This window comes from Geodermatophilus obscurus DSM 43160 (assembly GCF_000025345.1).
In the GTDB taxonomy this organism is placed as follows: domain Bacteria; phylum Actinomycetota; class Actinomycetes; order Mycobacteriales; family Geodermatophilaceae; genus Geodermatophilus; species Geodermatophilus obscurus.
This window is the reverse complement of the sequence record NC_013757.1, coordinates 5,244,075-5,267,986: the sequence shown is the minus strand read 5'-3', so window position 1 is coordinate 5,267,986 and position 23,912 is coordinate 5,244,075. Positions and strand designations below refer to the sequence as shown.

Annotated in this window: 21 protein-coding genes; 11 read left to right on the top strand and 10 right to left on the bottom strand. The window is 74.3% G+C overall.

Annotated features, from left to right (window positions below; translation table 11 throughout):
* Nucleotides 1–26 precede the first annotated feature (26 nt).
* On the top strand, nt 27–446 hold the full coding sequence (locus GOBS_RS24725) for a DUF4190 domain-containing protein (RefSeq protein WP_049788507.1): 420 nt from the start codon (nt 27–29) through the stop codon (nt 444–446).
* 69 nt (nt 447–515) lie between these two features.
* Complete coding sequence (gene pgm / locus GOBS_RS24720; protein ID WP_012950994.1) at nt 516–2,150, top strand: phosphoglucomutase (alpha-D-glucose-1,6-bisphosphate-dependent); 1,635 nt, start codon at nt 516–518, stop codon at nt 2,148–2,150.
* An 84-nt stretch (nt 2,151–2,234) separates the two neighbouring features.
* On the opposite strand, the gene glpK (GOBS_RS24715) is transcribed toward pgm, so the two are convergent.
* The 4 genes from glpK (GOBS_RS24715) to GOBS_RS24700 form a co-directional block, all read right to left on the bottom strand.
* A complete protein-coding gene (gene glpK / locus GOBS_RS24715; RefSeq protein ID WP_012950993.1) occupies nt 2,235–3,752 on the bottom strand; it encodes a glycerol kinase GlpK in 1,518 nt (505 codons plus the stop codon).
* A gap of 53 nt (nt 3,753–3,805) precedes the next feature.
* Nucleotides 3,806–4,528 (bottom strand): MIP/aquaporin family protein, encoded by a 723-nt coding sequence (locus GOBS_RS24710; RefSeq protein ID WP_012950992.1) that lies wholly within the window; start codon nt 4,526–4,528, stop codon nt 3,806–3,808.
* Between the two features lie 149 nt (nt 4,529–4,677).
* Nucleotides 4,678–6,186 (bottom strand): glycerol kinase GlpK, encoded by a 1,509-nt coding sequence (gene glpK, locus GOBS_RS24705; protein WP_012950991.1) that lies wholly within the window; start codon nt 6,184–6,186, stop codon nt 4,678–4,680.
* A complete protein-coding gene (locus tag GOBS_RS24700) occupies nt 6,183–6,935 on the bottom strand; it encodes an IclR family transcriptional regulator (protein WP_012950990.1) in 753 nt (250 codons plus the stop codon). Before GOBS_RS24700 ends, glpK (GOBS_RS24705) begins: the two co-directional genes overlap by 4 nt.
* A 111-nt stretch (nt 6,936–7,046) precedes the next feature.
* On the opposite strand from GOBS_RS24700, the gene GOBS_RS24695 reads away from it, so the two are divergent.
* Complete coding sequence (locus tag GOBS_RS24695) at nt 7,047–8,774, top strand: glycerol-3-phosphate dehydrogenase/oxidase (RefSeq protein ID WP_012950989.1); 1,728 nt, start codon at nt 7,047–7,049, stop codon at nt 8,772–8,774.
* Between the two features lie 264 nt (nt 8,775–9,038).
* Nucleotides 9,039–10,166 carry a M20 family metallopeptidase gene (locus tag GOBS_RS24690; protein ID WP_012950988.1) on the top strand — a complete coding sequence of 376 codons (1,128 nt, stop codon included), beginning with the start codon at nt 9,039–9,041 and terminating at the stop codon, nt 10,164–10,166.
* A gap of 9 nt (nt 10,167–10,175) precedes the next feature.
* Here GOBS_RS24690 and GOBS_RS24685 read toward each other — a convergent pair whose 3' ends face one another.
* Nucleotides 10,176–11,066, bottom strand: a complete 891-nt coding sequence (locus GOBS_RS24685) for a diguanylate cyclase domain-containing protein (protein WP_012950987.1) — start codon at nt 11,064–11,066, stop codon at nt 10,176–10,178.
* 134 nt (nt 11,067–11,200) lie between these two features.
* On the opposite strand from GOBS_RS24685, the gene GOBS_RS24680 reads away from it, so the two are divergent.
* Together GOBS_RS24680 and GOBS_RS24675 are read left to right on the top strand one after the other, a co-directional pair.
* Nucleotides 11,201–12,136 carry a hydroxymethylglutaryl-CoA lyase gene (locus tag GOBS_RS24680; RefSeq protein WP_012950986.1) on the top strand — a complete coding sequence of 312 codons (936 nt, stop codon included), beginning with the start codon at nt 11,201–11,203 and terminating at the stop codon, nt 12,134–12,136.
* Between the two features lie 176 nt (nt 12,137–12,312).
* Complete coding sequence (locus GOBS_RS24675; protein ID WP_012950985.1) at nt 12,313–12,828, top strand: flavin reductase family protein; 516 nt, start codon at nt 12,313–12,315, stop codon at nt 12,826–12,828.
* Between the two features lie 10 nt (nt 12,829–12,838).
* On the opposite strand, the gene GOBS_RS24670 is transcribed toward GOBS_RS24675, so the two are convergent.
* Nucleotides 12,839–15,115, bottom strand: coding sequence for a SpoIIE family protein phosphatase (locus tag GOBS_RS24670; RefSeq protein WP_243697598.1), 2,277 nt, complete (start codon nt 15,113–15,115; stop codon nt 12,839–12,841).
* Nucleotides 15,116–15,263: 148 nt separating this feature from the next.
* On the opposite strand from GOBS_RS24670, the gene GOBS_RS24665 reads away from it, so the two are divergent.
* Nucleotides 15,264–16,016, top strand: a complete 753-nt coding sequence (locus GOBS_RS24665) for a hypothetical protein (RefSeq protein ID WP_012950983.1) — start codon at nt 15,264–15,266, stop codon at nt 16,014–16,016.
* Nucleotides 16,017–16,147: 131 nt separating this feature from the next.
* Here GOBS_RS24665 and GOBS_RS24660 read toward each other — a convergent pair whose 3' ends face one another.
* From GOBS_RS24660 to GOBS_RS24650, 3 genes are all read right to left on the bottom strand, one after another.
* Nucleotides 16,148–16,564 (bottom strand): hypothetical protein, encoded by a 417-nt coding sequence (locus tag GOBS_RS24660; protein WP_012950982.1) that lies wholly within the window; start codon nt 16,562–16,564, stop codon nt 16,148–16,150.
* Nucleotides 16,557–16,913 carry a hypothetical protein gene (locus tag GOBS_RS24655; RefSeq protein WP_166487506.1) on the bottom strand — a complete coding sequence of 119 codons (357 nt, stop codon included), beginning with the start codon at nt 16,911–16,913 and terminating at the stop codon, nt 16,557–16,559. Before GOBS_RS24655 ends, GOBS_RS24660 begins: the two co-directional genes overlap by 8 nt.
* A gap of 261 nt (nt 16,914–17,174) precedes the next feature.
* Nucleotides 17,175–18,167: an aldo/keto reductase gene (locus GOBS_RS24650; protein ID WP_012950980.1), complete on the bottom strand. Its 993-nt coding sequence runs from the start codon at nt 18,165–18,167 to the stop codon at nt 17,175–17,177.
* Between the two features lie 109 nt (nt 18,168–18,276).
* Between GOBS_RS24650 and GOBS_RS24645 the strand changes: the two genes are divergently transcribed.
* Genes GOBS_RS24645 through GOBS_RS24630 form a run of 4 tightly spaced genes read left to right on the top strand, consistent with a single transcriptional unit; the run spans nt 18,277 to nt 22,010 of the window.
* Nucleotides 18,277–19,227 carry a siderophore ABC transporter substrate-binding protein gene (locus GOBS_RS24645; protein WP_012950979.1) on the top strand — a complete coding sequence of 317 codons (951 nt, stop codon included), beginning with the start codon at nt 18,277–18,279 and terminating at the stop codon, nt 19,225–19,227.
* Nucleotides 19,224–20,258: an ABC transporter permease gene (locus tag GOBS_RS24640; protein ID WP_012950978.1), complete on the top strand. Its 1,035-nt coding sequence runs from the start codon at nt 19,224–19,226 to the stop codon at nt 20,256–20,258. The genes GOBS_RS24645 and GOBS_RS24640 overlap by 4 nt, the downstream gene beginning before the upstream one ends.
* The gene (locus GOBS_RS24635; protein WP_012950977.1) at nt 20,258–21,238 is read left to right on the top strand and encodes an iron chelate uptake ABC transporter family permease subunit; all 981 of its coding nucleotides are present in this window, start codon (nt 20,258–20,260) and stop codon (nt 21,236–21,238) included. Before GOBS_RS24640 ends, GOBS_RS24635 begins: the two co-directional genes overlap by 1 nt.
* 13 nt (nt 21,239–21,251) lie before the next feature.
* The gene (locus GOBS_RS24630; protein WP_012950976.1) at nt 21,252–22,010 is read left to right on the top strand and encodes an iron ABC transporter ATP-binding protein; all 759 of its coding nucleotides are present in this window, start codon (nt 21,252–21,254) and stop codon (nt 22,008–22,010) included.
* Nucleotides 22,011–22,050: 40 nt separating this feature from the next.
* Here the strand turns inward: GOBS_RS24630 and GOBS_RS24625 are convergent, their stop codons facing one another.
* Entirely contained in the window at nt 22,051–23,739 is a 1,689-nt protein-coding gene (locus tag GOBS_RS24625; protein WP_049788506.1) for an alpha/beta hydrolase, read from the bottom strand.
* Nucleotides 23,740–23,912 lie beyond the last annotated feature (173 nt).

The window sequence follows — 23,912 nt, the reverse complement described above, 5'->3', positions numbered from 1 at the left end:
CCGACGCAGTGATCAGGAGCGAGCAGATGACACACCCCGGTCCGCACCAGCCCGGTGCCGGCGACCCGTACGGCACGCCGGGTCCGGCTGCCTGGGGGCAGCAGCACGTGCCGTACGGCGGCTACCCGTCGGCCGGCGGGCACCAGGGGCCGCCGCTCCCGCCCGGGATCGGGCCCGGCGCGTACGTCCAGCCCTACGGCGGCCACCCGTACGCGCCACCGCGGACCACCAACGGGTTCGCCATCGCCTCGATGGTGCTGGGCATCCTCTGGCTGTACTGGTTCGGCAGCATCCTCGCGCTGGTGTTCGGGTACGTGGCGCAGAGCCAGATCCGTGAGCGAGGTGAGGCCGGCGGCGGCATGGCGACCGCCGGCATCGTGCTCGGCTGGATCGGGGTGGGGTTCCTCGCCCTGTTCATCGCCTTCGGTCTCGCCGCTTCCGTCTGACCGCTGACGCGCTCGAACGGAGCGCTGCCGGGGTCGCGGGGGCGGCCGGTGCAGGGCCAGGATCGGCGTATGACCGACCCCCGCGCCGGACACCCGGCTGCCCCCAGCGATCTGGTCGACGTCGCCTCGCTGGTCACCGCGTACTACACGCTCGAGCCGGACCCGGCCGACCCGGCCCAGCAGGTCGCCTTCGGGACGTCCGGGCACCGCGGGTCGGCGTTCGACCGCGCGTTCAACGAGGCGCACATCGTCGCCACCACGCAGGCCATCTGCGAGTACCGCGCCGCCCAGGGTTACGACGGGCCGCTGTTCATCGGCCGCGACACCCACGCCCTGTCCGAGCCGGCCTGGGCCTCGGCGCTGGAGGTGCTGGTCGCCAACGACGTGACCGTGCTGGTCGACGCCGCCGACCGGTACACGCCCACGCCGGCGGTCAGCCACGCCATCCTGCGGGCCAACCGGGGGAAGACCTCCGGCCTGGCCGACGGCATCATCGTCACCCCCTCGCACAACCCGCCCCGCGACGGCGGCTTCAAGTACAACCCGCCCAACGGCGGCCCGGCCGACACCGACGCGACCAAGGTCATCGCCGCCCGCGCCAACGAGCTGCTGCAGGACGACCTCAAGGGCGTGCAGCGAATCCCGTTCGCCCGCGCCCGGGCCGCCGCGCAGCCGCACCACTTCCTCGGCGACTACGTCGAGGACCTGCCGTCGGTGCTCGACCTCGATGCGGTCCGCGACGCCGGCGTGCGCATCGGCGCCGACCCGCTGGGCGGCGCCAGCGTCGACTACTGGGGGGCCATCGCCGAGCGGCACCGCCTCGACCTGACCGTCGTCAACCCGCTGGTCGACCCGACCTGGCGGTTCATGACGCTGGACTGGGACGGCAAGATCCGCATGGACTGCTCCTCGCCGTCGGCCATGGCCTCCCTGATCGGCAAGCGCGAGCAGTTCCAGATCGCCACCGGCAACGACGCCGACGCCGACCGGCACGGCATCGTCACCCCCGACGCCGGCCTGATGAACCCCAACCACTTCCTCGCCGTGGCGATCTCCTACCTGTTCGCCCACCGGCCGGAGTGGGGCGCCGAGGTCGCGGTCGGCAAGACGCTGGTGTCGTCGTCCCTCATCGACCGGGTGGTCGGCGGGCTGGGCCGGCGGCTGGTCGAGGTGCCGGTCGGCTTCAAGTGGTTCGTGCCCGGCCTGCTCGACGGGTCGGTCGGCTTCGGCGGCGAGGAGTCCGCCGGGGCGTCGTTCCTGCGGCGGGACGGCGGGGTGTGGACGACGGACAAGGACGGCATCCTGCTGGCGCTGCTGGCCAGCGAGATCCAGGCGGTCACCGGCAGCTCGCCGTCCCAGCTGCACGCGGAGCTGACCGCCCGGTACGGGGAGTCGGCCTACGCCCGCATCGACGCGCCGGCGACCCGCGAGCAGAAGGCCGCGCTGGGCAAGCTCTCCCCCGAGGACGTGACGGCGACCGAGCTGGCCGGTGAGCCGATCACCGCCAAGCTCACCCGGGCGCCGGGCAACGACGCGGCGATCGGCGGGCTCAAGGTGACCACGGGGAACGCCTGGTTCGCCGCCCGCCCCTCGGGCACCGAGGACGTCTACAAGGTCTACGCGGAGTCCTTCAAGGGACCCGAGCACCTGGCGCAGGTGCAGCAGGAGGCCAAGGCCGTCGTCACCGCCGCGCTCGGGGGCTGACCCGAGCGGCGATCACCGGCGGGTGGTCGCTCGACACGCCGTCGAGGACGACCACCCGCCGGCGATCACGGGGAGGCCGGGCCCCTACTTCACGTCCTCGTCGACCCAGTCGAGGCTCTTGGTGACCGCCTTCTGCCAGTTGCGGTAGTTGCGCTCCCGCTCCTCGGCCGGCATCTGCGGCTCCCAGCGCTTGTCCTCGGCCCACTTGGCGGTCAGCTCGTCGAGGTCGGACCAGAAGCCGACGGCGAGCCCGGCGGCGTAGGCGGCGCCCAGCGCCGTCGTCTCGGCGATCTGCGGCCGGATCACCGGGACGTCGAGGATGTCGGCCTGGAACTGCATGAGCAGCTCGTTGCCGACCATGCCGCCGTCCACCCGCAGCTCGGTGAGGTCGACCCCGGAGTCGGCGTTCATCGCGTCGAGCACCTCGCGGGTCTGGTACGCCGTCGCCTCGAGCACCGCCCGGGCCAGGTGCCCCTTGTTGACGTACCGGGTGAGTCCGACGATGGCGCCGCGGGCGTCGGAGCGCCAGTGCGGCGCGAAGAGCCCGGAGAAGGCGGGCACGAAGTACGCGCCGCCGTTGTCCTCGACCGAGCGGGCCTGGTCCTCGATCTCCGGGGCGCTCGAGATCATCCCGAGGTTGTCCCGGACCCACTGCACCAGCGACCCGGTGACCGCGATCGAGCCCTCCAGGGCGTACACCGGCTTGCCGTCGCCGAGCTGGTAGCACAGCGTCGTGAGCAGGCCGTTCTGCGACGGGACGGCCTCCTCGCCGGTGTTGAGCAGCATGAAGTTGCCGGTGCCGTAGGTGTTCTTGGCCATGCCCTTGGTGAAGCAGACCTGGCCGAAGGTGGCCGCCTGCTGGTCGCCGAGCGAGCCGGCGATCGGCACCCCGGCGAGGAAGCCGGCCTTGCGGCCCCGGCCGTACTCCTCGGAGTTGGACCGGATCTCCGGGAGCATGGACGTCGGGATGCCCATCTCCTCGGCGATGTCGGCGTCCCAGGCCAGCGTCCGGTAGTCCATGAGCATCGTGCGGGAGGCGTTGGAGACGTCGGTGAGGTGCAGCCCGCCGTCGGCCCCGCCGGTCATGTTCCAGATCAGCCAGGAGTCGATGGTGCCCATGAGCAGCTCACCGCGCTCGGCCCGCTCCCGGGCGCCGTCGACGTTGTCGAGGATCCAGCGCACCTTGGGCCCGGCGAAGTAGGTGGCCAGCGGCAGGCCGACCTTGTCCTTGTACCGGTCGGCGCCGCCGCCGAGGGCGCCGAGCTGCTCGACGATCGCCGTGGTGCGGGTGTCCTGCCAGACGATCGCGTTGTAGACCGGCCGGCCGGTGTTCCGGTCCCACACGACGGTGGTCTCGCGCTGGTTGGTGATGCCGACGGCGACCACGTCCGAGTGCCCGACGTTGCCGCGGGCGAGCGCCTGGCCCACCACCTCGCGGGTGTTGGTCCAGATCTCGTCGGGGTCGTGCTCGACCCACCCGGCGCGCGGGAAGATTTGCTGGTGCTCCTTCTGCCCGACCGAGACCACGGCGCCGTCGTGGTCGAAAATCATGCATCGGGTGCTCGTGGTCCCCTGGTCGATGGCTGCCACGTACTGGCTCACGGGTGTTCCTCTCGCGTCGTTGCGGTGGTGTGCAGGGTCTCGCGGAAGGCCGGTCAGAGGGGGACCCGCGAGAGCAGGCCGCCCAGGGTGGCGCCGATCAGCGGTCCGACGATCGGCACCCAGGCGTAGCCCCAGTTGCTGTCCCCCTTGCCGCGGATCGGCAGCACCGCGTGCGCGATGCGTGGGCCCAGGTCGCGAGCGGGGTTGATGGCGTAGCCGGTCGGCCCGCCGAGGGAGGCGCCGATGCCGACGACGAGCAGGGCCACCGCGAGCGGTCCGAGCTCGCTGGGCGTGTCCCCGAAGCGCAGGATGATGTAGACGAGGACGAACGTGCCGACGACCTCGGTCATCACGTTGTCCGCGGTGCTCTTGATGGCCGGCCCGGTGGAGAAGGTGCCGAGCACCGGCTCGGTCGCCGCGTCGTAGTGCGCCCGGTAGGCCAGCCAGGCGACGACGGCGCCGAGGAACGCGCCGATCAGCTGTCCGATGACGTAGACGAGGGACGACGCCAGGGTGATGGGCACGCCCGGCGCGTACTCGTCCGCGCCGCTCACCGCGAGGCCCAGGGTGACCGCTGGGTTGATGTGCGCCCCGGAGCTCGCGCCGGCGTAGACGCCGGCGAACACGGCGATGCCCCAGCCGAAGTTGATGAGCAGCCAGTTGGCCCCGTTGCCGTACGTCCCCGGGAGGACGACGTTGGCGACCACCCCGACGCCGAGGAGTATCAGGACGCCGGTCCCGACGACCTCGCTGCCGAAGACTGTCCACAGGCTCATGCGCTGCTCCTCATCACCGTTGATGCGTGGGCCCCGGAGCGGCGCCCGATCGGCCCCGCCCGGACGACGGCCGGGGCGGGTGACGCTATTCACACAGGTGGGAGGCGGACAACGGGGTCCGTACGACGATGTCGGACAACCCGACCCGGTCAGCGCCGCTCGCCCCAGGCGATGCTCAGCTGCACCGCGCGCTCCCACTCCGGATAGACGGCGTCCAGCGCGGCGACCCGGCCCGGGTCGGGCACCCACTGCGCCGAGCGGTGCCAGTTGCGCCGCAGCGCTCCGGTGTCCGACCACACCCCGACGGCGAGCCCCGCCGCGTAGGCCGCGCCCAGGGAGACCGTCTCCCCCACCATCGGACGCACCACCGGGCTGCCGAGCACGTCGGCCAGGAACTGCATCAGCAGGTTGTTGGTGGTCATCCCGCCGTCCACGCGCAGCGCCTCCATCGGCAGGCCGGAGTCGGCGTCCATTGCCCGGACGACGTCCCGCGTCTGCCACCCGGTCGCCTCCAGCACCGCCCGGGCCAGGTGGCCCTTGGTGACGTAGGAGGTCAGGCCGGCGACCAGCCCGCGCGCGCGGCCCTCCCAGTGCGGGGCGAGCAGCCCGGAGAACGCCGGGACGATGTAGCACCCGCCGTTGTCCGAGACGGTGCGGGCGAGGGTCTCCACCTCGGCCGCCGAGCCGATCAGCCCGAGGCTGTCGCGCAGCCACTGCACCAGGGCGCCGGTGACGGCGATCGAGCCCTCCAGCGCGTAGTGGACCGGCTCCCCCGCCAGCTGGTAGGCCACCGTGCTGATCAGCCCGTGCCGGGAGCGCACCAGGCCGGTGCCGGTGTTCTGCAGCAGGAAGCTGCCGGTGCCGTAGGTGCACTTGGCCTCGCCGGGCGCGAAGCAGGTCTGCCCGAACAGCGCCGCCTGCTGGTCACCGAGCGCCCCGCTGATGGGCAGCGGCACCGGCAGGGCGCTCGCGGTGCCCAGCACGCCGACCGACGGGCGGATCTCCGGCAGCATCGCCGCGGGGACGCCGAAGAAGTCGAGCAGGTCGGGATCCCAGCAGCAGCGGCGCACGTCCATGAGCAGGGTCCGGCTGGCGTTGGTGACGTCGGTGACGTGCACCCCGCCGTCGGTCCCCCCGGTGAGGTTCCAGACCAGCCAGCTCTCCATCGTGCCGAACAGCAGCTCCCCGCGTTCGGCCCGCGCCCGCGCGCCGGGGACGGCGTCGAGCACCCAGCGCAGCCGCGGGCCGGCGAAGTACCCGGCCAGCTCCAGCCCGGTGCGCTCGCGCACGATCGCGGCCTCCGGCCGGGCGGCCAGCTGCTCCACCAGCGGCCCGGTGCGGGTGTCCTGCCAGACCAGTGCGCGCACCAGCGGCCGGCCGGTGGCGCGGTCCCAGACCACCGTCGTCTCCCGCTGGTTGGCGATGCCCAGCGCCACCACCTGCCCGGGTGCGCCGGCCACGTCGCGCAGCGCCTGCGCGGCGGTGAGCTGCGTGTTCGCCCAGATCTCCTCCGGGTCGTGCTCGACCCAGCCCGGCCGCGGGAAGTGCTGCCGGTGCTCGCGCTGGCGGACCGCGACCAGCCGGCCGGCGCGGTCGAACACGATCGACCGGGTCGAGGTGGTCCCCTGGTCCACCGCGAGCACGTACCGCTCGGTCATGCCAGCAGCTCTCGCGAGACGGCGGCCGCGGCCTCGACGACCATCGTCCGCAGCGCCGGCCGCGCCCCCTTCGCGAACAGCTCCTCGACCGGGCCGCTGACGCCCAGGGCCCCGACCACCAGGCCGCCCGGGCCGTGCACCGGCGCGGCCATCCCGCCCACGCCCAGCCGGTACTCGCCGAGCTGCTCGGCCCAGCCGCGGGCGCGGGCGGTCTGCAGCTCGGCCAGCAGCGCCGCCGGTTCGACGACGGTGCGCGGGGTGAGCGCCTCGAGCCGGGCGTCGGCCAGCGCCCGGGCCAGCGCGGGCCGGCTGGCCAGCAGCACCTTCCCGACCGCGGTCGCGTGCGCGGGCAGCACCGACCCGACCTCCAGCTCCTGCGGTGAGTCGTCGGGCCGGAAGACGTGGTGGACGACGACGACCTGCAGGCCGGCCGGCGTTCCCAGCCGGACGGCGAACCCGCTGCGGGCGGCCAGCGAGTCGGCCCAGTTCGACGCCCGGGACCGCAACTCGTTGGCGTCGAGGTAGTGCGAGCCCAGGCCCAGCAGGCCGGCACCGAGCGCGTACCGGCCGGTGCGCGGGTCCTGCTCGACGAAGCCCACCGACAGCAGCGTGCGCAGCAGGCCGTGGGTCGTCGTCTTGGGCAGCCCGACGGCGGCCGCGAGCTCGGTCACGCCCATCTGACCGCCGGACTCGACGATGGCGTGCAGCAGGGTGGCGGCGCGTTCGATGGACTGCACGGTGCCGGGCACGGCCGGTCACCCTAGGCCCTGCGTGTACGACGATGTCGAACGAGCGACGTCGACCGGCCTGCAGCACCGGCCTACCGTTGAGACGGAGCAGTTCCTGCAGGAGGAGTCGGCATGCCCGTAGTCCCCGCCCTCGGTCCCGAGCGGCGTGCACGAGCCTGGGCCGAGTTGGCCGAGCAGCCGTTCGAGGTCCTCGTCGTCGGCGGCGGGGTCACCGGTGCCGGCGTCGCCCTCGACGCGGCGACCCGCGGCCTGCGCACGGCGCTGGTCGAGGCCCGTGACTTCGCCAGCGGCACGTCCTCCCGCTCGTCCAAGCTGTTCCACGGCGGGCTGCGCTACCTGGAGTCCTTCGACTTCGGCCTGGTGCGCGAGGCCCTCCACGAGCGCGACCTGAGCGTCACCCGGCTGGCCCCGCACCTGGTCAAGCCGGTGCCGTTCCTCTACCCGCTCACCCGCCACTGGGAACGGCCGTACGTGACCGCGGGGCTCACCCTCTACGACGGGCTGGCCCGCGTCGGCGCGCTGTCGACCCCGCTGCCCCCGCAGCGGCACCTGACCCGGACCGGCGCGCGCAAGCTCTTCCCCGCGCTCAAGCCCGACGCCCTGGTCGGCGCCGTCCGCTACTACGACGCCCAGGCCGACGACGCCCGGCACACCCTCAGCGTCGCGCGCACCGCCGCCGCCTACGGCGCGACCGTCCTCAACTCCGCCGAGGTCGTGAAGTTCCACCACGCCGGCGGCCGGGTCACCGGTGTGCGGGTCCGCGACGTCGAGACCGGGCGCGAGGTCGACGTGCAGGCCGAGGTCGTGGTCAACGCCACCGGCGTGTGGACCGACGACATCCAGACCCTCGTCGGCGGGCGCGGCCGCTTCCACGTGCGCGCCAGCAAGGGCGTGCACATCGTCGTGCCGCGCGACCGCATCAACGGCGAGACGGGGCTGATCCTGCGCACCGAGAAGTCGGTGCTGTTCGTCATCCCCTGGGGCAGCCACTGGATCGTCGGGACGACGGACACCGACTGGGACCTCGACAAGGCCCACCCGGCCGCGTCGCGGGCCGACATCGACTACATCCTCGAGCACGTCAACCAGGTGCTCGCCGTCCCGCTCAGCCACGACGACATCACCGGCGTCTACGCCGGGCTGCGCCCGCTGCTGGCCGGCGAGTCGGAGGTCACCAGCCAGCTCTCCCGCGAGCACGCGGTCGCCCGGCCGATGCCCGGTGTGGTGGCGGTGGCCGGTGGCAAGTACACGACCTACCGGCCGATGGCCGCCGACGCGGTGGACGCCGTCGCCGACGACGTCACCCGCTCGGTGCCGCCGAGCGTCACCGAGAACATCCCGCTGGTCGGCGCCGAGGGCTACCACGCGATGGTCAACCAGCTGCACGGGCTCAGCGAGCGCTGGGGCATCCCGCACTTCCGTGCCGAGCACCTGCTCAACCGCTACGGCTCGGAGACCCCCGAGGTGCTCGGGCTGGCCGCCGACGACCGCTCCCTGCTGGAGCCGGTGTCCGGGGCGGAGGAGTACCTGATGGTCGAGATGGTGTGGGGCGCCTCGCACGAGGGTGCGCTGCACCTCGACGACCTGCTGGCCCGGCGCACCCGCATCTCGATCGAGACGCCGCACCGGGGCGTGGAGTCCGCCGAGCCGGTCGCGCGGGCGGTGGCCGGCGTCCTGGGCTGGGACGAGGCGCGGATCCGCAACGAGGTCGACAGCTACCGGGCCCGGGTCGAGGCCGAGCGCCGCTCGCAGGAGGCCGCCGACGACCAGGCCGCCGACGCGGTGCGGATCGCCGCCCCCGACACCCGCGCCGTCGCCGTCGGGCGCGCACTCGTCTGACGGTGACACCGCGGTCCTACCGGACCGCACCACGGTGACATCGCGGTCCTCCGGACCGCACCACGGCCAGGTGCCGTCCCCGACCGCCTCGGAGCCGCTGCCCGTGTCCCGGTCGGGGACCCTCCGGGGCCCCGCGACCGGTCCACCCCGGCCCGGTGCCGTCCCCGATCCTCGGGGACCCGTCGCCGGGCGCCGCCTCGGGCCTGCGCTGGGCCCAGGCCTGTGTCCCGCGCCATCGGGGGGCCGTGGGGGCAGGATCGGGGCATGACGGCTCCTGTCCTCGACGTGGTCGCGCTGGTGCGGGAACTGGTCGGCCGGACGACGGTGTCCGGCGACGCGGCCGCCCAGCGCGACGTGCTCGGCACGCTGACCGACGTGCTGCGCGGCCACGCCCCGCACCTGCAGGTGATCGAGGGGCGAGACCGGGACCACCCCTGGACCCTGCTGCGGACCCCGGCCGACCCCGGCCGCCGGCAGCTGCTGCTCGCCTGCCACGTCGACACCGTCCCGGCGGCCGACCCCGGAGCCTGGCAGCGCGACCCGTTCGGCGCGGACCTCGAGGAGGGGCGGGTGTGGGGCCGCGGAGGGAGCGACATGAAGGCCGGCGTGGTCGCCGCCGCGGCTGCGCTCGCCACGGCGGACCCCGGGACCCCCGTGGCGCTGCTGCTCACCAGCGACGAGGAGATCGGCTCGAAGGGCGCCGCCGCCGCGGCCGCGGCGGTCGCCGAGCTGCCGGTGGGGGCGGTGGTCGTCCCCGAGGCGACCGGCAACCAGGTGGTCCTCGGCCACAAGGGCGCGCTGTGGCTCGCCGTCCGCACCGCGGGCCGCGCCGCGCACGGCAGCACGCCCGAGCGCGGGCACAACGCCGTCCTCGACCTGGTCGCCGTCCTCGGCCGGGCCGGTGGGGCGCTCCCGCTGCGGAGCGACGCCTTCCTCGGCACGGAGACCTGGAACCCCGGGGTCGTCACCGGCGGCACCGTGCCGAACGTGGTCCCCGACCGCGCCGAGGCGGTCGTCGACATGCGGACCGTGGCCCCCGGCGACGAGCTGCTGGCCTGGTGGCGGGAGCAGCCCGAGGTGGCCGACGTCGAGGTGCGCGTGGACCTGCCGCCCGTCGGTACCCCCGCCGACGACCCGTGGGTGGCCTCGCTGCCCGCGCCGGCTCTGCCCACCCCGGCCACGTACTTCACCGACGCCTCGGTGCTCGTGCAGGTGGTCGGCGGCGCACCGATCGTCGTGTGGGGCCCGGGCACCCCCGCGGTGATGCACGCCGTCGACGAGTACGTGGAGGTCGCCGAGGTGGAGCACGCCGCGGCCGCCTTCGCCGACGTCGTCACCCGCTGGAACGGCTCTCCTGCAGGGTCCGGCGAGCCTGTGGGTGGCGGGGGGTAGGAGGGTCCTTCAGCCCCGCCGCGCGGCCTTGTCGACGTACATCGCGTCGTCGGCCTCCCGCACCAGTCCCCCGAACGCCCGCTCGGGGTCGATGCCGCCCTCCACGGTGCCGATCCCGATGCTGATCGACAGCGGGATGGTCAGCCCGCCGGCCAGCTGCAGCGGCTCGTTCACCCGGTCCCGCAGCCGGGTGGCGAGCGCCTCGGCGTCGGCCCGCCCGCTGTTCTCGCAGACGATGCTGAACTCGTCCCCGCCGACCCGGGCTGCCGTGTCGCTGGCACGCAGCACCGAGGTCAGCCGCTCGGCGAAGGCGATGAGCACCGCGTCGCCGACCGGGTGACCGTGGACGTCGTTGATCGTCTTGAAGCTGTCGAGGTCGACGCCCAGCAGGCTGGTCGGCGTCCGCTCGCGGCGACCCCGCTCGAGGGCGTGCTGGAGCCGGTCGGTGAACAGGGCCCGGTTGGGCAGGCCGGTGAGCGGGTCGTGCAGCGACCGGTGCACCAGTGCGGCCTCCAGGCGCTTGCGGTCGGTGATGTCCTCGACGATCGCCACCACGTGCGGAGGGTCGCCCTCCGGGGTCTCCGGCACCCAGGACGAGGTGACCTGCACCGGCACGACACCGCCGTCCGCCCGCACCAGCCGGGTCTCGTGCCGCATCCTCTTGCGCTCCTCGAGGAGCTCGGCGAACGCCTCGATGGCGGCTTGGCGGTTGTCGGGGTGGACGAGGTCGAGCATCGAGCGGCCGTAGAGCTCCTCGGAGGTGTACGCGAGCATCGCCGCCAGTGCCGGGTTGGCGTCGACGATGAGACCGGCCGGCGTGGCGAGCGCGATCCCCATGGGCGCGTTGGCGAACGCGCTCCGGCGATCAGCCGGGGGCAGCGTGTCCGCCGCATCGGTCACATCCCACCTCCGTGCCGGTCATCCTGCGCCGACACGACCCGTTGCTGCAGCTCTTCGGCCCGAGAGCGTCCGAGTGGTTCCACGTGGAACCCGGCGCCGGGGCAGGATGTCATGTGATCGACCGAGGAGGACCCATGAACGAGTTCGACCTGGTGCTGCCCGCGACCGTGGACGTCCGCGAGGTCGGCATGCGCGACGGCCTGCAGCTGGAGGCGCCGGTGCCGCTGGAGGGCAAGCTGGCGATGCTGGAGGCGCTCGTGGCCACCGGCGTCCGCCGGATCGAGGTGACCTCCTTCGTCTCGCCCAAGGCGGTCCCGGCACTGGCCGACGCCGACCAGCTGGCCGCCGAGCTCTCCTCCTTCCAGGGCGTGCACTTCTCCGCCCTGGTCGCGAACGCCCGCGGCGCCACCCGGGCGGTGGACGCCGGGGTCGCCCACCTCGAGTACGTCGTCTCCGCCTCCGACGGGCACAGCCGGGCCAACGCCGGCCGCTCCACCGCCGAGGCCGTCGCGGCGGTCGGCGAGATCGCCGCCCTGGCCCATGGCGCCGGCGGGTCGCTGGAGGTGGTGGTCGCCACCGCCTGGGACTGCCCCTTCGACGGCCGCACGCCGATCCCCCGCACCGTGGACGTCGCCCGCGCCGTCGTCACCGCCGGGGCCGACCGGCTGTGCCTGGGCGACACCATCGGCACGACCACCCCGATGCGGGTGGTGCAGCTGCTCGACGCCGTCCGCCGGGCCTGCCCCGGCGTCGAGGTCGGCGTCCACTTCCACGACACCCGCGGCACCGGGCAGGCCAACGCGCTGGCCGCCGTCCAGGCGGGGGTGACCCAGCTGGACTCCTCGGTCGGCGGCCTGGGCGGGTGCCCGTTCGCGCCGGGTGCCAGCGGCAACATCGCCACCGAGGAGCTGGTCTACATGCTCGAGGAGTCCGGCGTGCGCACCGGGATCGACCTCGACGCCGTCCTCGCCGCCGCCCGGGTCACCGAGCAGGCCGTGGGCCGCCCGCTGCCCGGCTCGCTCTACCGGGCGGGCGGACGCTCGGTGCCCCGCCCGGCGACCGTCGGGTGAGGCCGCCGGCAGCACCGCAGGAAGCTCCCGAGCCGACAGCGAGCGAGCGCCGGCGGGCGAGAGCCGAACGAGCGCGGAGGCGAGCAGCGGCGTGGCGGACGAGGAGCGGACCGGGGGCGGAACCGGACCCGGGGACCCGGCCCGGTGACGCGCGTCCCCGTGGTTGGCTGGACGTCATGAGCCAGCCGCCGTCCGGGGGGAGTGCGGTCGACCCCCGCACCATGCGCGACGTCCTCGGCCACTTCGCCTCCGGCGTCACCGTGGTGACCGCCCAGGGCGAGGAGGAGCCGATCGGCTTCACCTGCCAGTCGTTCAGCTCGCTGTCGCTGGACCCGCCGCTGGTCGCCATCGCGCCCGCGCGGACGTCCCGCACCTGGCCGCGGCTGCGCGCGCTCGGCCGCTTCTGCGTCAACGTGCTCGCCGAGGACCAGGTCGAGCTGTCGGCCCGGTTCGCCCGCTCCGCCGTCGACAAGTTCGCCGGGGTGTCGTGGCGGCCCAGCCCGTCGGGCCAGCCGGTGCTCGACGACGTCGTCGCCTGGATCGACTGCGAGCTGTGGGCGGAGTACGACGGCGGCGACCACACCCTCGTCGCGGCCCGGGTGCTCGACCTGGGTGCCGACCCGGGACGGCGGCCGCTGCTGTTCCACCGCGGCGCCTACGGCCTGCTGGAGACCCGCGCGGCCGAGGGGTAGGCGGGCCGGCCTAGCAGAACCGGACGGCGATCAGCGCGACGTCGTCCCGACCGTCCAGGGAGCCGGCGACCGCGGCGTCGCACAGCTGCCGGGGGCCGGCGCCGGCCGGGGCGGCGACCAGGCGCTCGACCAGCTCGGCGATGCCCTCGTCGAGGTCGGTGCCGGGGCGCTCGATGAGGCCGTCGGTGTAGGCCAGCAGGGTGGCCTCGCGGGGCAGGTCGATCGCCGTCGACCGGCGGGGCAGGCTGCCGTCGACGCCGATCAGCAGGCCGGTCACCCCGTCCAGCAGCTGCACCTCCCCGTCGGGCGTGCGCAGCAGCGGCGGCGGGTGGCCGGCGCTGGCCAGGTGCACCCGCCACGGTGCGCCGCCCTCCGCCGGGGGCACCGCCCGCGCGTAGACCATCGTGGCCATCGAGGCCACCTCCAGTCCCTGCACCAGCCGGTCCACCCGCGCGAGGACGGCGGCGGGGTCGGGGTCGGGGGCCTCCCACGCGCACGCCCGGATGAGCCCGCGCAGGTGTCCCATCGCCGCGGCGGCCGCGACGTCGTGGCCCACGACGTCGCCGATCACCACGCCGATCGAGCCGTCGGGCAGGTGCAGCAGGTCGTAGAAGTCACCGCCCACGTCGGCCGCCGTCGAGGCGCTGACGTAGTGCGCGGCCGACTCCACCCCGGGGATCACCGGCAGCTCCGGCAGCAGCGACCGCTGCAGCGTGTCGGCGACGGTGTGCTCCTGCTGGTAGAGGCGCACGTTGTCCATCGCCAGGGCGGCGCGGCGGGCGAGGTCCTCGGCGAGGTCGACGTCCTCCTGGTCGAAGGGGCGCTCGGTGTCGCGGCGCCCCAGCAGGATGGCGCCGCGGGTGCGCCGGCGGGCGACCATCGGGACGGCGAGCAGCGACCCCATCCCCAGCCGCTCGGCCGCCTCGCGGGTCGCCGCGGAGCTGAAGAGCCCGTCCAGCCCCGCTGCGGCGTGCTGGACCAGCACCGGTCGCGACGTGGCGAAGCTGCGCCGGGTCGGGGAGACCTCGGGCAGGTGCCCGACGTGCTGGGTGGCCAGCAGGCGCAGCTCGTCGGCGAAGCCGTCGCGGTGGCGGGAGGCGGTCTCGCGGACGGTCCCGGTGTCGTCGACCAGGGTGATGAACACCCAGTCGGCGAGCAGGGGCACGCACAGCCGGGCCAGCCGGTCGAGGACGTCGGTGAGGTCGAGCGTGGCGATGAGCGTGCTCGTCGCCTCGGCCATCAGCGCGAGGCGGCCCTGCATGCGCTCGGCGTCGGCGCGCGCCCGCTCGGCGTCGGCCTGCGCCCGCTCGGCGGTCGCCCGGGCCAGCTCGGCCTCCTGTCGGGCGGTCTGCTCGGCGGCGAACGCCTCCTCCCGTTCACGCTCGACCCGCACCCGCTCGGTCACGTCGGTCTGCACGCCGACGAAGCTGACCAGCTCGCCCTCGCCGTCGAAGACCGGGCTGACCGACAGCTGGTTCCAGAAGGCGGTGCCGTCCTTGCGGTGGTTCAGCAGCGTCGTGGTGATCGCCTGCCGCGCGCGCAGCGCGGCCCGGATCTCCGCGACGGTTGCGGGGTCGGTGGCCGGGCCCTGCAGGAAGCGGCAGTTCCGGCCCACCGCCTCCTCGTAGGAGTAGCCGGTGATGCGGCCGAAGGAGGGGTTGACCCAGACCAGCGGGTCGTCCGGTTGGCGGGGGTCGGTGATGGTGAAGGCGATGTCGGTGGCGACGACCGCCCGTTCGCGCAGCGCCTGGAGCTGCTCGCCGGCCGGGTCGGACCCGCCCTCCACCTCGAGGAAGACGACCAGGGACAGGTGCTCGTCGCCGTCGGGCCGGGACAGCGGGAAGCCGGTGACCCAGAGCAGCTGGTCGCGCCGGTCGCCGTCCCGGTGGCCCTGACCGGGCGTCATCCGCACCGCCTCGCCGGTGACCGGCAGGCCCTGGGCGACCAGCGACAGCGGGCCGGACGTGCTGGCCAGGGGTCGTCCGCCCAGGTCGGTGAGGCCGACCGAGGCGCCCCACGTGTCGATGTCGACGGGGAGGCGGACGTTGCCGGCCAGCTCCACCGCGGCGGTGTTGGCGTAGGTCACGGCTCCGGCACTGCGGTCGATGAGCAGCACGGCCACCGGGACGTCGGACAGCACGCCGGGCAGCGCGGTCGACGAGGTGCCGGCGCGCTCGGAGAGGACGGCGGTGGCGGCGCTGACCACGCCGGCCTCCTCGCGGCCCACGACGCCGTCGGGACGCTGGAGGAGGGACTGGTCCCGCGGTCGGTCCCGCTCGGCCGGCACGGGCACGACAGTAACCGCGCGACTTCGCGCCCGGCCACCACGGGTCCCCCGTCTGACCTGCGGTTGGGGTGCGCGAGGTGTGGGCGGCGGCCCCGCGGGAACCCCTCCGGCGGGGTACGCCGTTCCCCCACTGGAGGAGACGATCGCCATGGGACTGCTCGACCGGCTGCTCGGCCGCCGCCGATCCGGCTCCGACCACGGGTACCAGCAGGGGTACGACGGGTACCAGGCCACGCAGCAGTACGGCGGGTACCAGCCGCCGCCCGCGCCGCACGGCGGAGCGCAGGGCGGTGCGCCCACCGACCAGCAGGCCATCGAGCGCTACCGCTACCTGCTGCGTACCGCGCCGCCGGACCAGATCGAGGAGGCGCACGCCGAGGCGTTCGCCCAGCTCACGCCACAGCAGCGGCAGGAGGTGCTGGTCCAGCTCGCCGCCGCGGTGCCCTCCTCGGAGCGGCCGCGCTCGGACGACCCGCGCTCCCTCGCCCGCGCGGCGACGCGTGCCGAGGTGCGTCAGCCCGGCACGCTGGAGCGGGCCTTCGGCGGCGGCTTCGGGGGCGGCGGTTCCGGCCCGGGGTACGGCGGCGGCTACGGCTCCGGGTACGGCCGGGGCTACGGCGGGCCCAGCTTCGGCAGCACCCTGGGCGCCAGCCTGCTCGGCACCGTGGGCGGCCTGGTGGTCGGCACCGCGGTCGCCGACGCGCTGTTCGACACCGGCCTCGGCGACGGCGGCCTGTTCGGCGGCGGGGACGAGGAGGCCTACGCCCAGGGCTACGAGGACGGCGCGGGTGGGGACGGCGACTACGGCGGCGACCCGGGTGGGGATCTCGCCGGGGGCGCCGACCCGGGCGGCGACTTCGGTGGGGACTTCGGGGGCGACTTCGGGGGCGGGGAGTTCTAGGAGGCCACCGCCGCCTCAGCCCGCTGCTCGGCGGTGGTGTGCACCTGCGGCGCGTTCCCGCCCCGTGACGCGCCTCAGGTACACACCACCCAGCGGTCGTGTCCGCCGCCTCTGCTCGCCGCCGAGGAGTCCTAGCGCCGGGCCTGCCGGCGCAGGAAGAGCAGCCCGAGCACCGGCAGCACCAGCGGGACGAACAGGTAGCCGCGGCCGTACGCTGACCACACCGTCTCGTCGGGGAACGCGGCCGGGTCCAGCAGCGACAGCGTGCCGACGACGAGGACGCCGACGAGCTCGACGGTGATCGCGACCAGCGCGGTACGGCGCCCGCCGCGAGCGAGGGCCACGGTCGCCACCACGTAGACCACCGCGGCCAGCGCGGACAGCAGGTAGGCGACCGGCGCCTCCGCGAATCGGGTCGCGAGCTGGACGGCGGCCCGCGCGCCGGCGGCCAGGGCGAAGACGCCGTACACCGCGACGAGCACCCGTCCGGGCCCGCCGGCGGCCGTGGGCCGCTCCCCCGCCGGCCGGTCCCCCGTCGCCTCAGCCACCCGTCGCCTCCCACAGCTGTTGCAGCCGCCAGACCATGACGCCGACGGCACCGGCGGCCACCGCGAGCACGGTGCCCGCCCACCGGGTCGGCTCGGACCGCGCCCACAGCGCCCCCGCGACCGGCAGCAGCACGATGCCGGCCAGGTAGCCGAGGAACGTCGGGGTGTCGGCCGGGCGGTCCCCGCGGACCAGCAGGACGACGGCGAGCACCGCCTGGACCAGCAGCACGACCTCCAGCAGCGCCGCGCCCCACAGGTGCAGCAGGCCGATCCGCCGCCCGGCGAGGGTCGAGGCGATCCCGGCCAGCGCGAGCAGCGCGGCGGTGACGGTCACCGCGACCACCAGCACGGGCGTCACCGGGGAGGCCCCGCAGCGGTGGTGTCGGGCACGGGTGCCATCCTCCCGCGCAGGGCGCGGCTCCCCATCAGGGCCCCGCGGGCGCCGTCCCGGACCGGGCCCCGTCCAGGGGCTCGCCGCGAGCCTGGTGAGGTACTGGAACGGCCCCCTAGCAGGGCCCCGCCGCGAGCCGGTGACGTGATGGAACGGCCGCCCTTCAGGGCCCGCGCCGAGCCTGCGAGGCGCGGGGGGAAGGGTGGTCCTTCTCCTTCCTCAGCGGTGCACGGTGGACATGTCCGCGTAGCGGTCGCCCGCCGTCGCGCCGGCCGGGGCCGCGTCGTCGAGCCGGCGCAGGTCGTCGTCGGTCAGCCGGACGTCGGTGGCCGCGGCGTTCTCCTCCAGGTAGGCCACCCGCTTGGTGCCCGGGATCGGCACGATGCCCGGGTTGCCGGCGCGGTCGCCCTGCGCCATGACCCAGGCCAGCGCCAGCTGGGTGGCGGTCACGCCCTTCTCGTCGGCGATCTCGCGGACCCGGTCGACCAGCTCGAGGTTCCTCGTGAAGTTCTCGCCCTGGAAGCGCGGGCTGTTCCGCCGGTAGTCGCCGGGCGCCAGGTCGTCGATGCTGCGGATCTGGCCGGAGAGGAACCCGCGGCCGATCGGTGAGTAGGCGACGAAGCCGATGCCGAGCTCGGCGCAGGTGGCCAGCACGCCGTCGTCCTCGGGGTCGCGGGACCACAGCGAGTACTCGGTCTGGACGGCGGTCACCGGCTGCACCGCGTGCGCCCGGCGGATGGTCTCCGGCGCGGCCTCGGAGATGCCGGCGTGCCGGACCTTCCCGGCCTCGACGAGCTCCCGCAGCGCGCCCCAGGTGTCCTCGACCGGCACGGTGCTGTCGACCCGGTGCTGGTAGTAGAGGTCGATGTCGTCGACGCCGAGTCGCTGCAGCGAGGCGTCGCAGGCGCGCCGCACGTAGTCCGGCGTGCCGTTGATGCCGCGGAAGGAGCCGTCCTCGCCGCGCTCGTTGCCGAACTTGGTGGCCAGCACGACCTCGTCGCGCCGGCCGGCGATGGCCTTGCCGACCAGCCGTTCGTTGGTGAACGGGCCGTACATGTCCGCGGTGTCGAGGAAGGTGATGCCGAGGTCGAGTGTCCGCTGGATGGTGCGCTCGGCCTCCGCCTGGTCGCCGGTGCCGTAGAACTCGCTCATCCCCATGCAGCCCAGGCCCTGGGCGGAGACGGTCAGCTGTCCCAGTGTGCGGTTCTCCATGGGCCCCTCCCTGCCCCTCGGGACCCCTGGTTGACACGTGCAACGGGGTGTGTGGCAGGTTAGGTACGCCTCACTTAGCCAAGCCTCACCTCAGCACGACAGGAGCACGATGCGCACGCAGGCCCGGCCGCTGGCCGCCCTCTCCCTCACCGTTGCCACCGCCCTCGCCGTCAGCGCCTGCGGCGGCAGCGATGACACCACCGCCGAGGCCTCCTCGAACTCCGGCGAGGTCACGGTTCCGCACGCGCAGGGCGAGACCGCCGTCCCGGCCGACCCGCAGCGGGTCGTCGTCTTCGACGTCGGCGTCCTGTCGACGCTGGACAGCCTCGGCGTCGAGGTGGCCGGTGTGCCGGAGGCGACCTACCCGGAGTCGCTGGCGCAGTACGGCGGGGACGAGTACGCCAAGGTCGGCTCCCTGTTCGAGCCGGATTACGAGGCGGTCAACGCCCTCGAGCCGGACCTGATCATCGTCGGCGGGCGCTCGGCGGCGGTGTACCCGGAGCTGGCCGAGATCGCCCCGACCATCGACCTGACCGTCGACAACGGCGACTTCCTGGCCTCCTTCGAGGAGCGGGTGACCACCCTCGCCGAGGTCTTCGGCGAGGAGGACGCCGTCGCCGACCGGCTGGCCGCGCTGGACCAGCGGGTCGCCGAGGTGAAGGCGGCCGCGGAGGGCGCGGGGGACGCGCTCTTCGTGATGACCAACGCCGGCGAGGTCAGCGCCTACGGCCCGGAGACCCGGTTCGGCCTGGTCTACGACGAGCTGGGGCTGACCCCCACCGACGAGGGCCTGACCGCGGCCGACCACGGCGACGCCATCTCCTTCGAGTACATCGCCGAGAAGGACCCCGACATCCTGCTGGTGCTCGACCGCGACGCCGCCATCGGCGAGTCCGGCACGGCCGCGCAGCAGGTGCTCGACAACGAGCTGGTCCGCGGGACGACCGCGTGGCAGGACGACGACGTCCACTACCTCGACTCGTCCGTGTGGTACATCGCGCCGAACGGCCTGCCGTCGGTCGAGCAGATGGTCGAGGAAGTCGGCGCAGCGGTCCGGTGACGCGCACGACCGGACGGCGCAGCGGCGCCGCACCCGCCCCCTCCGGGCAGGTGCGGCGCCGCCGCGGTGTGCAGCGGTGGCACGTCGCCGTCGCACTGGTGGCCCTGGCGCTCGCCGCGTCCGCGTCCCTGCTCACCGGGGTCAGCGACCTGACGCCGGCCGACCTGCTCGACCCCGACGAGGCGCAGGCCCGGGTCCTGTGGACCAGCCGGGTGCCCCGGCTGCTCGCCATCCTGCTGGCCGGTTCGGCGATGGCCGTGGCCGGGCTGGTGATGATGCACCTGACCCGTAACCGGTTCGTCTCCCCGCAGACCGCCGGGACGACGGAGTGGGTGGGGCTGGGCATCGTCGTCGCGACGCTGTCCTCCGGCGGGACGTCGGTGTTCGGCAAGATGACGATCGGCGTGGCGTTCGCGCTGGTCGGCACCGCCTTCTTCGTCTGGCTGCTGCAGCGGCTGGTCCTCACCGACGTGGTGGTGGTCCCGCTGGTCGGCATCCTGCTCGGCGGCGTGGTGAGCGCGGTGACGACCTTCCTGGCCTACCGCTTCGACCTGCTGCAGTCGGTGGACGTGTGGATGAACGGCGATTTCTCCGGCGTCCTGGCCGGCCGCTACGAGCTGCTCTGGCTGGTGCTGGCCGCCACCGTGGTCGCCTACCTGTGGGCCGACCGGTTCTCCGTCGCCGGCATGGGCGAGAGCTTCGCGATCAACCTGGGCGTCCCCTACACCCGGGTCGTCATGGTGGGCCTGGCCATCTCCTCGGTCGTCACCGCGATCGTCGTGGTCAGCGTCGGCTCCATCCCCTTCCTCGGCCTCGTCGTCCCCAACCTGGTCACCCTGGCGATGGGGGACAACCTGCGCCGCGTGCTGCCGGTGACCGCGTTGACCGGTGCGGCGTTCGTGCTGGTCTGCGATGTCCTGGCCCGCACCATCCGGTACCCGTACGAGGTGCCGGTCGGGATGATCGGCGGGGTCGTCGGCGGCGTGCTGTTCGTCTGGTTGCTGCTGCGCGCGCGGCACCGGGCGGTGTGATGACGACCGTCCTCGCCGGCCCGCAGCGGGCGACCCGGCGCCGGCGCACGCTGCTCGCGCTCGGCGTCCTCACCCTGGCCGTCGTGGCCGCCTACCTCACCGTCGACGTGACCGGCTCCTGGGGCTACGCGCTGCAGCAGCGCGGCCGCCGGCTGGCCGCCATGGCGGTCGTCGCCGTGGCGGTCGCGGTCTCCACCGTGCTGTTCCAGACGGTCACCAACAACCGGATCCTGACCCCGGAGATCATGGGGTTCGACCGGCTGTTCGTGCTGATCCAGACCGTCGGTGTCTTCTTCCTCGGGGCCTCCACCGTCACCACGACCGACCCGCGGCTGCGCTTCGCGGTCGAGGTCGTCGTCCTGATCGGCTTCGGCGCCGTCCTCTACCGGTCGCTGTTCGGCCGCACCGAGCGCGACGTGTACGTGCTGGTGCTGCTCGGGGTGGTGCTCGGCTCGACGTTCACCAGCCTCACCCTGCTGGTGTCCCGGCTGATCGACCCCAACGAGTTCCTCACCCTGCAGGACCTGCTGTTCGCCAGCTTCACCTCCGTCGACCGGCAGATGCTGGCGCTCTCCGCCGTCCTCGTCGCGCTGGTCACCCTCGGCGTCTGGCGGCTGCTCCCCCGGCTGGACGTCGTGGCCCTGGGCCGCGACACCGCCGTGGGCCTGGGCGTCGAGCACCGCCGGGTGGTCAACCGGGCGCTGCTGGCCGTCGCCGTCCTCGTCGCCGTGGCCACCGCGCTGGTCGGGCCGATCACCTTCCTCGGCCTGCTGGTGGCCAACCTGGCCCGTCAGCTGCTGGGCACCCACCGGCACGCCTGGGTCCTGCCGGGGGCCGCGCTGATGGCGGTGCTCGCGCTGGCCGGCGGGCAGCTGGTCCTCGAGCAGGTGTTCGGCTTCAACTCCAGCCTCAGCGTCGTGGTCAACTTCGTGGGCGGGATCGTCTTCATCGCCCTCCTGATCCGGGAGCCTCGTCAGTGAGGGAACAGAACCAGTGATCGAGATCGAGTCCGTCTCCAAGTCCTACGGCGGCGTCCGCGTGCTGGACGACGTCTCGCTGACCATCCCGACCGGCGGGATCACCTCGCTGATCGGCGCCAACGGCGCAGGCAAGTCCACGCTGCTGTCGGTGGCCTCCCGGCTGCTGCCCGCCGACCGCGGCCGGGTGCGCGTCGAGGGGATGGACGTCGCGACGACGCCGGGGCCGGTGCTGGCCCGGCGGCTGGCGGTGCTGCGCCAGGAGAACGCGATGTCGGTGCGGCTGACCGTCCGCGAGCTGGTCGCCTTCGGCCGCTTCCCGCACTCCGGTGGCCGGCTGACGCCTGCGGACCACCGCCTGGTCGACGAGGCCATGGAGTGGTTCGAGCTGGGCCCGCTGGCCGACCGGCACCTCGACCAGCTCTCCGGCGGGCAGCGGCAGCGCGCCTACGTCGCGATGGTGATGTGCCAGGGCACCGACCACGTGCTGCTCGACGAGCCGCTCAACAACCTCGACATGCGGCACGCCGTGCAGATGATGCGGATGCTGCGCGGCATGGCCGACGAGCTGGGGCGCACCGTCGTCCTCGTCGTCCACGACGTCAACGTCGCCTCCTGCTACTCCGACCGGATCGTCGCGATGCGGGAGGGCCAGCTGGTCGCCGAGGGCCCGACGTCCGAGCTGATGACGCCGGAGCTGCTGCGCAAGGTTTTCGACGTCGAGGTCGAGGTGCACGAGCTGGCCGGACGGCGGATCGGCGTCCCCTGGTCGTGACCTGACCCGCGGGGCCGGGGCCGGTCCCCGGATGGACCGCCTACCCGGCTGCCACGCCCGTCCGGACGGCGCCGGTGGGGGCGGACGTGGTAACCGGGTCGAACGCCGCGCGGTCCTGGGTGCACACCGTCCCCGCCGGCGGGGTGGCCCCGGTGAGCAGGTACTGCGTGGTCAGCGAGGCCGCGCAGGTGCTCGCGGGGACCGCGCCGTGCCCGACACCGTCGACGGTCAGCAGGGTGCTGTTCGGCAGCAGGTCGTGGACCACCACCGCGTTGCGGTAGGGCGTGGCGGGGTCGTACCGGTTGCCGATGATGAGCACCGGGTTGCGGGTCCAGCTGTCCCACGGGCCGGTGTGGCGCTCGGTCGAGCGGCCGGTCCACGACGCGCAGACGAGCCCGGCGTAGGCCCATCGGGAGCCGACGTAGGGCGCTGTCGTGGCGTCCAGTGCGCGCCCGACCTCGCCGTAGCGGTACGGGTCGCGCGGGTTGTCGGTGTCGCCGCAGGTGATGGCGGCGTTCGCGTCGGGGTAGTTCGGGTAGCCCTCCGGCGTCGGCGGCTGCGGCAGGCTCTCCAGCACGGTGGCGACAGCGGCACCGTCACCGCTGTACGCCGCCTGCAGCAGCTGACCGAGGAGCGGCCACCCGGCGCCGTCGTAGAGCAGGCTCACGGTCACCCCGACCAACGTTGAGTAGGTCAGCGGCTGCGCCGGCTCGCCGGGCACCGGGACCAGCAGCGGGGCGGTCCGCAGCCGGGCGGCGAGCTCGGCGTACTTCTGCTCGGGGTCCCCGTCCGCGGCGAACACGCACCGGGGCGGTCCCGCCTGCGCGCACAGCTCGAAGAACCGGTCCAGGGTCTCGGCGCTGCCCGCCGCACCGCCCCCGCGGATCCAGCTGATGGTGCCGGGCGGGCCGCCGGCCCAGCCGGGGTCCACCACGCTGTCGAGGACCAGGGCCCCGGTGCGTGTGGGAAACGTGTTGGCGACCACCTGGCCGAGGAAGGTGCCGTAGGACAGGCCGTACAGGTTGATCCGCGAGTCGCCCAGCGCGGCGCGCAGGACGTCGAGGTCGCGGGCGAACTGCAGGGTGCCGACGTGGTCGAGCAGGTCCCCGTTGCGGGTCCGGCACTCCTCCGCGAACGCGCGCACCTGCGCGATCGCCTGCTCCTCCTGGACCCGGTCGGCCGGGAAGTCGGCCAGCGTGGCGTAGGGCAGGGCGGCCTGCTCGGCGGCGCTGCCCGTGCACTGCACCGGCTGGCTCTCGCCGGTCCCGCGCGGGTCGACGCCGACCAGGTCGTAGCGCGCGAGCACCTCCGGTGGGAACAGGAGCCGGCCCACCTCGCGCACGGTCGCCGACGCCGGTCCACCCGGGCCGCCGAAGTTGACGAACAGGGTGCCGATCCGGTTCGCCGGGTCGGCCGCGGGCAGGCGAACCGCGTGCAGGCTGAACGTGCGGCCCTGCGGGGCGGCGTAGTCGTACGGGACGTCGATGTCGGCCTGCTGGAAACCGTCGCCCAGGTCGGCCCAGGCGATCGACGGCACCGGTACGCCCGGCACCCCACCCGGTGGGGGCTCGCCGGAACCGTTCCCCACCGCCTCCGGAACAGCCGGCGCTGCCGGAGCGGCGGCCGCGACGCCACCGAGCGGGACGGCGAGCACCGCTGCGGAGGTCGCGGCTGCACAGGCGGCGGCCGCGATCCGGCGCCGCAGGCGGTGGCATGAGGTGATCGGCATGGGTCCCCCCGTGGTCCGTTCGCGCACCCGGCCGTCCTGCCCTTGTCCGGCCTCGTCCGGCGAGCACTGTGCCGGTGCCCCCACCGCCCGCGGAAGTGCCGACTGCGCGGCGTTCCCGCACCGTCCTCGGACCCCGGGCCGGCGGCCGGGCTCGCCGACGGCGCTTTCCTGCC